Origin of the sequence: Kitasatospora sp. NPDC093558 (genome assembly GCF_040683475.1) — a bacterium.
Taxonomy (GTDB): Bacteria; Actinomycetota; Actinomycetes; order Streptomycetales; family Streptomycetaceae; genus Kitasatospora.
In genome coordinates, this window is sequence record NZ_JBFBDY010000165.1 from 1 (window position 1) to 13,022 (window position 13,022).

At 73.0% G+C, this 13,022-nt stretch carries 14 protein-coding genes and 1 tRNA gene; 3 read left to right on the top strand and 12 right to left on the bottom strand.

Translation table 11 applies throughout. From position 1 onward, the window contains the following. Positions 1-129: 129 nt before the first annotated feature. Positions 130-585, bottom strand: a complete 456-nt coding sequence (locus tag AB0O00_RS17710) for a GatB/YqeY domain-containing protein (RefSeq protein WP_363652737.1) — start codon at positions 583-585, stop codon at positions 130-132. 125 nt (positions 586-710) lie between these two features. Here AB0O00_RS17710 and AB0O00_RS17715 point away from each other — a divergent pair, with 125 nt between their 5' ends. From AB0O00_RS17715 to AB0O00_RS17725, 3 genes are all read left to right on the top strand, one after another. After that, a complete protein-coding gene (locus tag AB0O00_RS17715; RefSeq protein ID WP_363652739.1) occupies positions 711-1,343 on the top strand; it encodes a CGNR zinc finger domain-containing protein in 633 nt (210 codons plus the stop codon). A gap of 83 nt (positions 1,344-1,426) precedes the next feature. Next, positions 1,427-2,371 (top strand): metallophosphoesterase, encoded by a 945-nt coding sequence (locus AB0O00_RS17720; protein ID WP_329927296.1) that lies wholly within the window; start codon positions 1,427-1,429, stop codon positions 2,369-2,371. 100 nt (positions 2,372-2,471) lie between these two features. Continuing rightward, positions 2,472-2,545, top strand: a tRNA-Pro gene (locus tag AB0O00_RS17725). A gap of 115 nt (positions 2,546-2,660) precedes the next feature. Here AB0O00_RS17725 and AB0O00_RS17730 read toward each other — a convergent pair. From AB0O00_RS17730 to AB0O00_RS17780, 11 genes are all read right to left on the bottom strand, one after another. After that, on the bottom strand, positions 2,661-4,184 hold the full coding sequence (locus AB0O00_RS17730; protein ID WP_363652742.1) for a LacI family DNA-binding transcriptional regulator: 1,524 nt from the start codon (positions 4,182-4,184) through the stop codon (positions 2,661-2,663). 64 nt (positions 4,185-4,248) lie between these two features. Next, complete coding sequence (locus AB0O00_RS17735) at positions 4,249-4,587, bottom strand: helix-turn-helix domain-containing protein (RefSeq protein ID WP_363652744.1); 339 nt, start codon at positions 4,585-4,587, stop codon at positions 4,249-4,251. Between the two features lie 108 nt (positions 4,588-4,695). After that, on the bottom strand, positions 4,696-5,952 hold the full coding sequence (locus tag AB0O00_RS17740) for a DUF3631 domain-containing protein (protein ID WP_363652746.1): 1,257 nt from the start codon (positions 5,950-5,952) through the stop codon (positions 4,696-4,698). A gap of 84 nt (positions 5,953-6,036) precedes the next feature. Continuing rightward, on the bottom strand, positions 6,037-6,912 hold the full coding sequence (locus AB0O00_RS17745) for a bifunctional DNA primase/polymerase (protein ID WP_363652748.1): 876 nt from the start codon (positions 6,910-6,912) through the stop codon (positions 6,037-6,039). A gap of 182 nt (positions 6,913-7,094) precedes the next feature. Next, positions 7,095-8,090 (bottom strand): DNA cytosine methyltransferase, encoded by a 996-nt coding sequence (locus AB0O00_RS17750; protein WP_363652750.1) that lies wholly within the window; start codon positions 8,088-8,090, stop codon positions 7,095-7,097. 189 nt (positions 8,091-8,279) lie between these two features. Beyond that, on the bottom strand, positions 8,280-8,774 hold the full coding sequence (gene ssb / locus AB0O00_RS17755) for a single-stranded DNA-binding protein (protein WP_363652752.1): 495 nt from the start codon (positions 8,772-8,774) through the stop codon (positions 8,280-8,282). Between the two features lie 114 nt (positions 8,775-8,888). After that, positions 8,889-9,062, bottom strand: a complete 174-nt coding sequence (locus AB0O00_RS17760; RefSeq protein WP_363652754.1) for a hypothetical protein — start codon at positions 9,060-9,062, stop codon at positions 8,889-8,891. Positions 9,063-9,072: 10 nt separating this feature from the next. Further along, a complete protein-coding gene (locus AB0O00_RS17765) occupies positions 9,073-9,516 on the bottom strand; it encodes a hypothetical protein (protein WP_363652756.1) in 444 nt (147 codons plus the stop codon). Between the two features lie 39 nt (positions 9,517-9,555). Then, positions 9,556-9,744 (bottom strand): hypothetical protein, encoded by a 189-nt coding sequence (locus tag AB0O00_RS17770; protein ID WP_363652758.1) that lies wholly within the window; start codon positions 9,742-9,744, stop codon positions 9,556-9,558. A 205-nt stretch (positions 9,745-9,949) separates the two neighbouring features. Beyond that, the gene (locus tag AB0O00_RS17775; RefSeq protein WP_363652760.1) at positions 9,950-12,070 is read right to left on the bottom strand and encodes a hypothetical protein; all 2,121 of its coding nucleotides are present in this window, start codon (positions 12,068-12,070) and stop codon (positions 9,950-9,952) included. Between the two features lie 95 nt (positions 12,071-12,165). Continuing rightward, positions 12,166-13,022: hypothetical protein (locus AB0O00_RS17780; protein WP_363652762.1), on the bottom strand; the 857-nt coding region annotated here is incomplete at its 5' end.

A 13,022-nucleotide genomic window follows, 5' to 3' on the forward strand; every position in this document is an offset into this window, starting at 1 on the left:
GGAGTTCGCGAAGGCGAAGGTCACCTTCGACGAGGTCATCAGCTGCCACCACAACTACGTTGCGGAGCTCTTTCCGCGGTGCACGTCTTTCGCGGTGCACATCCTTGGCTTGGCAGTGCGTGCAAGGGCTCAGCCGGCCAGCGCGGCCTTCACCGCGGCAGCGACGCGGCCGCCCTCGGCCAGACCGTCCACCTTCGGCCGCACCAGCTTCATCACGGCGCCCATGCCCTGCGGACCGGTGGCCCCGCTCTCCGCGACGGCGGCGGCCACGATGGCGGTCAGCTCGTCGTCCGAGAGCTGCTTGGGCAGGTAGGAGGCGAGCACCTCGCCCTCCTGCCGCTCCCGGGCGGCCTGGTCGGTCCGTCCGGCGGAGTCGAACGCCTCGGCGGCCTCCCGGCGCTTCTTCGCCTCGCGGGTGACCACCTTGAGCACCTCGGCGTCGGACAGCTCGCGCTTCGTCTTGCCCGCCACCTCCTCGGCGGTGACCGCGGAGAGCGTGAGCCGGATGGTGGACGAGCGCAGCTCGTCCCGGTCCTTGATGGCAGCCGTGAGGTCCTCCTGCAGCTGCGCCTTGAGCGTCGTCATGGCCCCGAGTCTCCCACCTGCGGCGTTCGGGTGCCCGGCATTAACGGTCACGGGCTTCCGGATCAACGGTCACGGGCCTCCGGCGGGCCCTGCGGCCCGGCTCGGTAACCCATTAGAGTGGTTACATGAGCGAAGGTGCCGAAGCCGCGACCGAGACGGATCCGAACGCCGTCCCCGGGCTGGTGCTGACCACCCCCGGCGGCACCAGCTTCCACTTCGACCCCGGCGCGCTCTGCCTCGAACTGCTCCCCACCGGAGGCCCCGGCGCCTACGCCCGCTGGGAGGTCCTGCACGGACCCGCCGACCTCGCCGCCTGGCTGCCCGGCTCACGGCTGCGCCTGCCCGCCGACGCCGTCCGGATCACCGACACCCAGCTCACCGCCGCCCGCACCCTGCGCGACGCCCTCTGGCGGCTCGCCGCGGCCCGGGCCCACGGCAAGGCCGGGGCCGCCGCCGACTACGCCGTCCTCAACCGGGCCGCCGAGCACCCCCCGCTCGTCCCCCGCATCGCCCCCGACGGCACCGCAGCGGCCCCCCTGCCCGCCGACGGCGACCAGCTGGCCTCCACCGTCGCCCGGGACGCGATAGCCCTGCTCACGGGCCCGTACGCGGACCGCATCCGCGAGTGCGGCGCCCACAACTGCTACCTGATCTTCGTCGACACCTCCCGTCCGGGCCGGCGCCGCTGGTGCTCGATGGAGCGCTGCGGCAACCGCAACAAGGTCCGGGCGCTGCGGGCCCGCCGGGAACCGGAGTAGCCGCCGGACGGGTGCCCCGGCCCGCATCCCCGCCGGGCGGACGGACGTTCACCAGCTGATCCGCCGTCTGAGAGCATGGAACGATGCGACCGCTGTACTCCGTCCCCCTCGGAATCGCCGCCACCGGCGCCGCCTGCCTCGCCTACTCCGCCGGGTACGAGGTCCGTTCCTTCCGGCTGCGCCGGGTCGAGGTCCCCGTCCTGCCCCGGGGCGCCCGCCCCCTCCGGGTCCTGCAGGTCTCCGACATCCACATGGTGAGCGGCCAGGGCAAGAAGCAGCGCTGGCTGAAGAGCCTCGCGGGCCTGCGCCCCGACCTCGTCGTGAACACCGGCGACAACCTCTCCGACCCGCTCGGCGTCCCCGCCACCCTGGACGCGCTGGGGCCGCTGATGGAGTTCCCCGGCGTGTACGTCTTCGGCTCCAACGACTACTACGGCCCCGCCCGCAAGAACCCGGCCCGCTACCTCCAGGCCATGCGCAGCGGCATCCACGGCATGAACAACCCCGACGGCACCGGCCGCCGCGGCATCGTCGGCGCCGTCCACAACCCCTGGGAGAAGCTCCGCGACGGCTTCGACGCGGCCGGCTGGCTCGACCTGACCAACACCCGCGGCCGCCTCACCCTCGGCGGGCTCGACCTCGAGTTCACCGGCCTCGACGACCCGCACATCCGCCGCGACCGCTACAGCGAGGTCACCGGCGGCCCGTCCGCCGACGCCGACCTCTCCCTCGCCGTCGTCCACGCGCCCTACCTGCGCGTCCTCGACGCCTTCACGGCCGACCGCTACCCGCTGATCCTGGCCGGCCACACCCACGGCGGCCAGCTCTGCATCCCCTTCTACGGCGCCCTGGTCACCAACTGCGACCTCGACGCCAAGCGGGTCAAGGGCCTCTCCACCCACACCGCCGGCGGCCGCCGCTCCTACCTCCACGTCTCCGCCGGCTGCGGCACCAACCGCTACACCCCCGTCCGCTTCGCCTGCCCCCCCGAGGCCACCCTCCTGACCCTCACCCCGGCCCCCCGCTGACCCGCTCCGGACGCCCGCCGGGAATCGGATTTCGTGTCTCGGCGAGCGTCCGGTAGAGTTCTACTCGTCGCGAAGGAGACGGAGCGACAAACCGCAAGACCGGGGTGTGGCGCAGCTTGGTAGCGCGCTTCGTTCGGGACGAAGAGGCCGTGGGTTCAAATCCCGCCACCCCGACCCAGTAACACCAGCTCAGGGCCGGTGTCCCGCAAGGGACACCGGCCCTGACTGCTTCTCCCAGGGCTCTTGGGAGAATCCTGGGAGAAAATCGCCGGGAAACCTTCTCCCAGGGCTACTGCTGAGGGGCCTTCAGTAGGGCGTCGAGAACCGCCACGGGCGAGCCGGGCGACATCCGCCGACGAACTTCGAGTGACGCGGACCACATGCGGGTCAGCCCCTCCATGAGGTCCCGGCGCATCTCCGGCGTGATGTGGGAGTAGCGGGCCTGGACCGAGCCGTCCTCGTGCCCCATCCGCTCGTCCTTGAGCTTCGCCGGCGTCCGCAGCTCGTCCATCATCGTCTTGTGCGAGTGCCGCAGCCCGTGAGGGGTGAGGCCTGTCGCGATCGGCAGCCAGCACGCCTGAGCGCGGGCAGTGGCACCTCGGCCGCGGGCCGGGATCCCGGGCCAGGGATCGGCCAGCAGCGGCACCGGCCGGGCCTCCTCCGGGGCCTTCTTCGGGTACCAGCCGGTGGCCGCCGGCTGGAACAGCCACGTGGCGAACCCGTTCCTTCGCCAGTGCGCCGCGTTCTCCCCGGATGCCTGCCACCGGACGTAGCCGAGGTCAGCCATGGCCTTCTCCACCCTCACCCGGGTGCCCTCGGCCACCGCCGCCGGGCGGTTCAGCACGTTGGACACGGTCCCGGTGGAGACTCCGGCGGCCCGTGCGACGTCGGTCAGCCTCGCGCCGGGCCGCCGGGCCGCGCCATTGGCGGCGCCGTGGCCGTTGAACAGGTACCGCAGGCCGTGGCACTCGCACGGCGCCTGCTTCGTCCGCGCCATCTGCCCGGCGAGAAGGGCGGACAGGAAGTCCGGCGTGTCGATCGTGCGGTAGGAGTCGTCCTTGGGTGGGCAGCGGTGGAACTCCCCGGAGTCCAGCTCGTACAACTGCCACTCCACCCGGACGGCGGCCGGGCGGACGAACTCCGGTTCCAGGCCTACGAGTTCGCCCCACCGCATGCCGGTGTAACCCTTGAGCACGACCGCGACGAACTCGTCGTCGCGACCCGAGAGGAGCGCGGCGCGCTCGGCGATCAGCAGGACGCCGAGGGCGTTCGTCACCACCTTCTCGGGGCCGCGGTTGCGTGAGCGGCCGGCGCGCTTGCCCCGGCCGCGGCGGCGGGTCGCCGGATTGGAGTCCCGCATACCCTCGTCTACGGCGTCGCCGAGGATCAGGTGCAGGGTGCTCCGCCACGTCTTGATGCTGCTGGCCGCGTACCCGCGCTCGCGCTCCTTGCGCTCCCAGGCGTCGACGGCGCCCTTGGTGATCTCGTTGATCAGGGCATCCTCGAACTCGGGGAGGAGGTGCTCCTCGATGTGGCGGCGGTAGTTCTGCATGGTGGAGGCAGCGAGATCCTGGTCCTCGTACCAGCTACTCGCGTACTCGCCGAACGTCATCCGCTCAGGCTCTGGAGACGCAGGCGGCCGAGCAGCCTCCTGCGCTGCCTTCTCCTCCTCGATCCCAGCGGCCTTCTCGGCTGCGCGCTTCGTCTTGAAGCGGACCGCCTTCCCGTTGGCATCGAGGACGGTCCCGTACTTGCCGGGTGCGATCTTGTACCGGCCACGCCAGTAGTCGCCCCGGTTCTCGGCGAATCCCAATGTGATCTCTCTACGACAGGGCCCCGCCCGGTAGCGTCACCAGGCGGGGCGGGTGGGGTGTTACTCAGGCAGCGTCCTGCTGGTGGAGCGCGGCCCTGCGCGGCATCCGCGCGCGCAGCCGAACCGCCGAGCGGCTCGGCTGCGAGTCCTGGGTCGGCTTCTTCGGGGCCGCAGCCGCGACGGCCCGGGCCTGAGGCGCGCCGACGATCGTCGGCCGCGCCTCGTACATGCTGACGATCTCGGCGACCTGCTCAGCTGTGAAGCGGTATGCCCGTCCGGGCCTGGTGAACGGGATACGACCTCGGCGGGCCTGCTCCTTCACCCACCACTCGCTCATCCCCAGCACCTTGGCCACGTCGGCCGGGTAGAAGAGGGGTGGTACTTCCCCACGGCTCGTCGGCATGCTCGGTCCTCCGTTCTCTGAGGGGCCGCTACCGCCGCTACTCCGCTACCGCGCTGGTCAGAGCGGGTGTGGTGGTAGCGGATGGGGTAGCGGTAGCGGATTGTGCGGTCAGCCGGTGGTGGTGAGTTCGGCCGCGGTTTCGGTGGTGGCGGGCGGTTCGGTATCCGCTACCGCTACCGGTTCCGCTACCGGGAAAAGGGCCCTGACCTGGGCGGTAGCGGGAGTAGCGCTGGTAGCGGGGGTTTCGGGGATAGGGGTGCAGTAGCGCATCCAGGCGTCGGTGAGGTCGGCGGCGTAGTAGCCCTTGGCGACGGCGGTCCCGATCTTGATGTTGCGGGGGCGGATGGGCTGGTTGGCGGCGGTGACGTAGTCGCCGAGGAGCTTGGCGAGGGAGCGGGTGTTGAGCGGGCGGCCGTCGAGGTCGGCCCACGGGGCGTCGTCCATGCCGGTGAGGCGTTCGATGATGGTGGCGCTGGTGAGCCGCTCGGCTCCGGCGAAGACGTCGCGCAGGTCGGCGAGCAGGCGCACACCGACGGAGCCCTTGTCGTTGGCCTTGGCGGCGTTGACGAGTTCGAGGCAGGCGGTTCGGGCGCGCTCGGGCCAGTGGCCACCGGCGGCGTCGGCGACGGCGAGCAGGGGCTCCCACACGTCGGCGGGACGGTCAGTGACCCCCTCGGGCATCTCGGGCCACGCGCCGCTGATCTGTTCGCGGACGGTGTCCGCCCAGGTGGCGAGGCGGTCTCGCAGGGCGTGGCCCTCGGCCTCGTTGATGCGCTGCCGGTAGTGCTCGACGAACTCGTTGGGGGCCCGGCGGCGCATCCGGATGACGATGGATCGGCTCATGATGGTGTCGGGCAGGTCGCCGAGGCCGGCGAGGACGAGGGCGGCGTAGACGGGGAACTTCTGGACGACGTGGTTCTCGCCGTCGCGGACGCTGCGGATGACGCCGCCGGTGCGGCGGTATCCGGCGTTGATGAGGCCGCGCAGGTCCTCGTTGCCGCTGGCCGCGGCGCCGAAGACGGTGTCGACCTCGTCGAAGAGCACGGTGGGTCGGGCCTGCTCGTCGCAGACGGAGCGGAACAGCGCGGACGGGCTGATGTCGACCGTGGTCAGCGGTCGGGGGACCAGGGTCTCCGTGATCTCCAGAGCGCGGGTCTTGCCGCTGCCGGGCTCGGGGGAGAGAAAGGCGAGGCGGGGGGTGGCCTCGAAGGCGTCCATGAGGTGGGCGTGGGCGTCCCACAGGGTCACGGCGACGTAGGCGGACTCGGAGGGGAAGACGTTGAAGCGGCGGTGGTGCCGCTCGACCTCGTCGAGCAGGGCGGCGCCGTCCTCGGTGGTGGTGACGGCCGGGGTGGGATCGGTCATGCTGGGTCTCCGGTCTGTGGGCTGGAAGGGAGCGGGCCGCGGTCTTTGCCGAGAGGGCGGCCCGCTTCGGTGTGCTCGGGCATGTCAGATCGGGTGGGCGCCGGCGGCGGTGAAGCCGTTGATGACGGCGCGGGTGGCGTAGTCGTGGGGGACACCGACGTTGACGGCCTCGTCAACGAGGTGCTGGGCGATGCCGTCGAGGCCGCAGGGGCCGGGGCAACGGGTGTGCTGGGCAGCGAGGAAGCGGGCAACGCCGAAGGTCTGCGATCCGGCCCCGCTCTCACGGCAGGCGGCGATTTTGGCGAGGCCGCGTTGCAGGCCGGTGCGGATGAAGCGCTCGGTGTGGCGGCACCCGCTGCCCACGCTGCGGGTCCACGGCACCGGGGGTGAAGAGGCCAACCGCCCCCCGCCCGGCGGCGGGCTGGCCTCTTGCTTGTCTACCAGGGCGCGGACGGCGTCGGGCAGCAGTGCCATGGCTCCGGTGCCGCGGCCGAGCCAACGGGCGTACTGCATGGTCGACTTGACGTCCACGTCGGGGCGGACCTTGTTGGCGGAGGCCATGGCGCCGCGGTAGATCCAGTGCTCGCCCCGGGTGGTGGCCACGGTCAGGGTGGTGGGCAGGGTGGTGCGGGCCCAGGCGACGGCGTCCGTGCTGTCGAGGTCGACCACGGTGAGTCCGGCGCCGCCGGGGTGGTAGGCCACCGCTTCGGCCTCCCGCCACGCCCGCACCCACGGCGCGCTGGTCAGGATGTCGGGGTCGGTGGTGGCAGCGGCCCACGCGTGGCAGGGATGGGGGCAGGTGCAGTGGCCCGGGTCCTTCATGTTCGGCCGGCCGCCGCAGGCGATGTCTTTACAGGCCGGGCAGTTGCCGACCGGGCTCTTCCCGGCCCGCAGCGGCAGCACGGGCAGGCCGATCCGGGCCAGTTCCAGGGCGAGGCGAAGGCTGGTTGGGAGGTTCACGCCGGTCTCCGGTGGTGGTCGGCGGCGGCTGCTCGACGGCGTGCTGTTCGGCGCAGACCTTGTGCGATGGCCTGCGCTGCTCGTCGCGCAGTGGGGTAGGGCGACCGCACCATCGGCATGGGCGGTCGCCGGTGCGGTCGTAGTGGCGGGCGTCGCGCCAGTCCAGGGCGGACACGGCACGTCTATCCGCCGAGGGCGGCGGCGAGCAGGGCGGCGCCGAGGCGGGGCGGGACGGCGTTGCCGATCTGCTGGCCGATGTCGCGGCCGGTCCACGGGTGGTCAGCGGGGAAGGACTGCAGGGCACCGGCCTCGGCCCACATGAAGCGGGATTCAGTGCCGTCGTCGTCAAGCACACGGACGCGGGAGATTTTGCCGGTGACGGTGGCGGACGGTTCGGCGCTGGTACGCCGTCCCCGGGCTTTGGGGTCGCCGCCGGTGCCGTAGTTGGAGACGACCGTGAAGCCGCCGCGTTCGGGCAGTACGTCGCCCATCGCGGTCCACGGCAGCAGGTTCGGGTCTCCGGCCGTGCGGGGCGTGCCCTTGGTGTAGGGCCGGTGGGTGGGTGTGGGCAGTGCGGCGGTGCCGGTGCGGCGGGCGATGAGGACGGCCCGCCGTCGGGTCTGGGGGACGCCGTACTGCTCGGCCGACACCTTGCCTGCGATGGCGCTGTAGCCCTCGGCCCGCAGGATCGCGGCGTAGGTCTGCCAGACGGGCAGGACGGCGGGGACCTGTTCCAGGACGATCGCCTTGAACGGTCGCCCGGCGTCGAGGGCGTCGAGTGCCCACCGGAGCGGTTCGAGCACGAGGCGGATGAGGTCGTCCGTCTCGGTGTGGCCGTGGCGGGCGACGTGCCGTCGCTCGGCGAGCATGTGGGCGAGGGCCGTGATGTCTCCGAGGGCCCGGCGTCCGGCGCCGGTGCCGGCCGCGCTGAACGGCTGGCAGGGCGGCCCGCCGAGCAGCAGATCGGTGTCCGGGAAGTCGGCGGGGCCGTGCTGGCGGACGTCGTCCTGGATCGTGGTCAGCCCGGCGGCGCGGCGGGTGGCGCACGCGTCGGGGCTCTTCTCGATCCCGGTGACGTGGACGCCGAGCGCGCGGGCGGGCAGGTCGAGTCCGCCGACGCCGGCGAACAGGTCGACGGCCCGGTGGGCGGTTGGTGTCGCGTTGATGAGAGAGGGCATGCTGATCCCGTCTCGTTGAAGGGACGCACGGCCCCGCAGCCACCGGCTCTCTGCCAAGAAGTCCCGGTTGCTGTGGGGCCTCGTGCTGCGTGGGAGCGGTCCGTCCGTCCCCCGCACCGTCCGGACCCGCGCCGCCCGGCTGCGGCACGGTCCGGACGGCACGGCCGGCCGGGCGGATCTCGGGTCCGGTTAGAACGGCGGCTCGGTGGGGCCGTCGGCCGGGGCTCCGCCCCATCCACCCGTGGCGACGGGGACCGGGGCGGGGGCATCGGCGGTCCACGGGTCGGCCGGTCGCGCGGCGGGGGCGCCGCCGCCTCGCTGGGCCTTGGTGACCTTGGCGGTCGCGAAGCGCAGGGACGGGCCGATGTCGTCGATGTCGAGGCCGAGCATGGAGCGGTTCTCGCCCTGTTCCGTCTGCCAGTTGTGCTGCACGAGACGGCCGGTGACGACGACGCGCATGCCCTTGGTCAGGGTCTCGGTGGCGTGCTCGGCGATCTCGCGCCAGGCGGTGGCGCGCAGGAACAGCGCGGTGCCGTCGCGCCACTGGCCGGTGGTCTTGTCGTAGGCGCGGGGGGTGGAGGCGATGGTGAAGCGCGCCATCGCGGTTCCCTGCGGGGTGAAGCGGAGTTCGGGGTCGTCGGTGAGGTTGCCGACGACGGTGATCGGGGTCTCTCCCACGGACACGGTGCCTCCCAGGGCATCGGTGGTGTCGGGAGCGGGTCTGCCCGTCCCCCGCACTGCCCGTCGGTCGCCGCAGGGGCGGGCGACAGGCGGCACGGCCGGGTGGCACAGGCCGGATCAGGCTGCGCCCTCGGGCTGCGGGGCGAGGGCGCGGATCGCGTCGGCGATGGCGAGTAGGGCGAGCAGGTGGGCGTGGTCGGCGGGCGGCAGGTCGCCGTACTTGGCGTAGACCTGGGCGAGGTCGTAGTTCGTGGCCTGGAGCAGGCCGGCGGGGTCGAGCGGGTTGGTCACGGCGGTCCGTTCAGCGGTTGTGGTTGGAGACGGTGACGTTGACGTTCACGGCGCCCTGCCCGCCCCCGCCGCCGGTGGCGCCGCGGAGTTTGGCGACGCAGTAGGTTCCGGCGCCGATGGCGACGAGTCCGCCGAGGCTTCCGGCGGCGGCGGAGAGTGCTTGGGCGGCGTAGCCGATGCCGAGGCCGGCGGCGCCGAGGCCGATTCCTCCGGCGGCGAGGCGGGCGGGCCACGGGTCACGGGCCGGCGCCGGCGGCGCGACCGGGGCGGTGGCCGGTATGACGACGGTGGGCTGCTGCGGGATCGGCGGGTGGGCGTAGACGACCGGGACCGGTTGCGGGGCGGCGGGTTGGTAGAGGGCGGGCGGTGCGGTGAGCGGAGCGGTGGCGTAGAGGGGTTGGCCCTCGGCGGTGTAGAGCACCGGGGCGGGCTGCGGGTACGGGGTGTGGTCCACGGTGCGTCTCCCGTCGGGGCGTTGGGCGAGGGGCGGGGGTCAGTGGCCGGAGACGATCCGGGTGACGGCGGCGAGGAAGGTGTTCACCGGGTCGGCGAGGCCGGTGGAGGCGGAGGTGAAGCCGCTCAGCCAGAGCACGACGGCGGTGGGCAGGGAGACACGCCGGCCGCGGATGAGGACGGCGGAGAGGATCAAGAGGACGACGGTGATGCTGAGGGAGACGATCACGGTGGGGCCTTCCTGGGATGGTCGGTGACGGTGTGCTGGCGGCGGGGTGGCTTGTCGTCCCGCTTGTCGCGCGACTTGTCGCTTGTCGCTTGTCGGCTGCGGCTTGTCGCTTGTCGCCTCGCAGGTCAAAGGGGGGTCCGGTCCTTCCGGCCGGCTCCGGACCCCCCTCCTCGGCGGGACGGGCGACAGGCGACAAGCGGCCGGCTCAGCCCTCGGCGGGGGGCTTTCCGGCGTGCGTGCGGTGGACGTAACGGGTCTTGGTCCCGGACCCGGTCCGCACGACCTCTCCCGCCTCGGCCCATTCCTTGAGCCAGCCGTTGATGGTCTGGCGGGTGGTGCCGAACTCGGGCTTGAGGATCTTCTCCATGGCGCTGGCGCCGCTGCCCTCGGGCCCGGCCTCGCGCAGCAGCGCGAGCGCGGCGTCCTTCGCGCCCGGGGTCTCGGGCGTGTTGTCCTCGCGTCCGGTGGACCAGGTCGATGGGTCGGCCCAGTCGGTCCCGGGTGGGGTGGCGCCAGGCTCGGCGGCGGAGGGCAGCAGCCAGATGGATTCGAGGTCGTCCGGGTCGGCGGGCGTGTCCCATCCGGCGGTGGCCTTCCACCCGCCGGCCGGGGCGGCGCCGCGGGCCGGTACAGAGGTCGGGCCGCCGACCGCCGGCGCTGCGGGGGTGGTGGGTCCGGCGGGGGTGGTGACGGCTTCGGTGCTGGCCCAGAGGTGGCCGCAGCGTTCCAGGAGCCAGCGGTCGGTGTAGTCGGTGCCGGCCGCTTCGAGCGAGGGGGCGTCGAGGGTGGGGCGGCGGTGGGAGGTGAGTGCGCTGATCTCCTCGATCTGGTCGGGGGTGATGCGCCATTGGCGGGCCTTGGCGGGCTGCTTGCCCTCGGTGCCGACCAGCACCGACCCGGGCCCCGAGAAGCTGTCTTCGGCCCGGAGCGCGCGCCAGCCGAAGAGGTGGCCGAGCTCGCTGTCCTCGAACGCGCCGGTGGCGAGCCGGTTGCTCGCCATCTTGCGCACCAACGGGTCGGGCATGACGTCCTGGGTGACGCGCAGGACGGAGACGACGGCGCGGATGGCCATTGCGCGGGCGATGCGGATGACTTCGGAGACTCCGGCGAGGACGGCGCGGGCCTCGCGGGTGGCGGCGACTTCGGCGCCCTCGTCCATGATGATGACGATCTCGGGGACGGTCGGGCCGACGGGGAGCTTGTCGTCGTTGGCGTCGCGCATGGCGTCCTGGTAGGCGGCCTTGCGGCGCTTGGCGATCCGCACCGCGGCGCCGAGCATCCGCTTGGCCTCCTCCGGGGTGGAGGCGACCCAGTCGACGCCGGGCACGGGGATCTTCGCGTCGGCCCAGCGGGAGCCGGTCCGGCCGAGCTGGGCGTCGCGCCAGGCGTTGAGCCAGGGCAGGCCGATCGACCCGGCGTTGAGGTCGATCACCCACACCAGCACGTCGTTGGTCTGGTTGAGCCGGGCGATCAGGGTGTGCAGCCAGTTCGTCTTGCCGCTCCCGGTGGGACCGGTGACGATCGTGGACGCCTGCCGCAGGTCCATCTCAGCCCGCGCCCCGTCCGACAGCAGCGAGACGGGGACCGGGTTGTTGACGGTGGTGACCTCGTTCATCTCCTCCAGGGGGAAGCCGAGTTCGGTGCTGATCACCTTGGTGGTGACCTGGATGAGCACGCGCCGGCGCGAGATTCCGGGCATGACCTGGAGGCCGCAGCCGTCGGGCAGGTCGAGATCCGAACCGAGTCCCTCGGCGCGGTCGGTGATGGAGCGTCGGGTGGTGCCGCCCTCGGGGAGTTCGATCTCCAGGGTGTAGCCGGCGCCCGAGGGCCAGTGCTCGATGCCGAGCACGGTGACCTCCACCGAGCAGACGCGGCGGATGCGGTCGGTCCACTCGGCGGCGAGCTGGCGGCGGGCGCCGATGAGCAGCAGGTGCGCGCGCTTGGCCTGCTCGACCTCCTCGTGGGCGGCGAACGCGGCGCCGAGGGTGCCGGCGGCGATCCCGGCGACGGCGAGGGTGCCGATCTCGGGCCACTGCCAGGGGCCGCCGTGGGCCAGGGCCCAGGACGACCAGCCGCCGGCGGCCATCCAGCACGTGCCGCGGAAGGTGATCGTCGCGACGGTCAGGCGCCGGCGCAGGCCCGCGGCGAGGGTGCCGAGCGCCCCGGCGGCTCCGGCGGCCAGGGCCCAGGTGGCGGGCATGTCGGCGGCGTGGCCCAGCGCGGTGATCGACAGGGTGCCGAGGGTGCCGTTGAGGGTGCCGGACAGCAGGCCGTGACCGGCGCTCCAGTCCACCCGCGGCGCGGTGTTCTTGGTGGTCTTGCTCATGGCGGTGGCGTCTCCAGCCAGATGCGGGCCGGGCCGTCCACAGGGTGTGGACGGCCCGGCAGGGATGTGGGTGCTGAGGGAGGGGGCAGGGCCGGTCAGACGTTCCACTTCCGCTCGGCCTCCAGGCCGTTGCGCGGGTTCTCGTGGCGCTCCAGGTCCTCGGCGTGGGCCTGGCGGAAGGTCGGCCCGACCTCCTCCAGCGCGGTGACGACGCGGCCCATGGCCTGGTACCCCTGGCTGATCTCCTCGACCACCGACGGGTCGAGCGGCAGCTGCTCGGCGGCCTTCTCGGCGAGGACCCGGAGGACTTCCTGGATGGTGGCGTAGGCGACGGGCAGGTCGTCGGCGAACGCCCCGAACTCGATCATCGTCTCGGGGTCGAAGGTGGTCGCGGCCTGGAGCAGGACGTCCGCGGCGGAGGTGAGGTTGAACGTGGAGGCGGTGCCGTCCAGGGGCGTGGTCACGGTGGCGTTCTCCTTGGTGGTGGGCTTGCCGAGGGTGATCGGGTCGACGGTGCGGGTGCGGTCGGGGCGGCTGGGGCGGCCGAAGAGTTCGTAGGGGCCGGCCGTGTCGGCAGCCCGCGCATCGGCACCGCCGGCGGCGGCCGGGGGCGGGGTGGGACGGCCGGGGATGTTCACGGTCTCGGCCGGCACCGGCACGCCCGCCGCCCCGGAGGCCGTGCCGCCAGCGTCGGTGGGGTTGGCGGTGCCGAGGATCGCGGCGTCCCGGGCGTCGCGGGTGGCGCGGGCGCGGGCGGCGAGGCGCTGCCAGGTGCGGCGCATGTGGCTGGCGACCCGGCCGCGGTGACGCCAGTTGCCGACAAGGGCGGAGGCGAGGCCAACCAGGCCGGTCGCGGCGGCGACCCCGACCATCCGCGCGCGGTGGCGCCTGTCGGTGGTGATGAAGTACGTGCCCTCGGGGCTGAAGACGCGGAAGCCGGCCGCGGAGAGCC

Excerpts from the sequence above, each read along its gene's own strand:
- AB0O00_RS17715 (WP_363652739.1), top strand. The coding sequence starts at position 711 with ATGAGCGAAGGTGCCGAAGCCGCGACCGAGACGGATCCGAACGCCGTC.
- AB0O00_RS17710 (WP_363652737.1), bottom strand. The coding sequence starts at position 585 with ATGACGACGCTCAAGGCGCAGCTGCAGGAGGACCTCACGGCTGCCATC.
- AB0O00_RS17735 (WP_363652744.1), bottom strand. The coding sequence starts at position 4,587 with ATGCCGACGAGCCGTGGGGAAGTACCACCCCTCTTCTACCCGGCCGAC.
- AB0O00_RS17740 (WP_363652746.1), bottom strand. The coding sequence starts at position 5,952 with ATGACCGATCCCACCCCGGCCGTCACCACCACCGAGGACGGCGCCGCC.
- AB0O00_RS17720 (WP_329927296.1), top strand. The coding sequence starts at position 1,427 with ATGCGACCGCTGTACTCCGTCCCCCTCGGAATCGCCGCCACCGGCGCC.
- AB0O00_RS17750 (WP_363652750.1), bottom strand. The coding sequence starts at position 8,090 with ATGCCCTCTCTCATCAACGCGACACCAACCGCCCACCGGGCCGTCGAC.
- AB0O00_RS17775 (WP_363652760.1), bottom strand. The coding sequence starts at position 12,070 with ATGAGCAAGACCACCAAGAACACCGCGCCGCGGGTGGACTGGAGCGCC.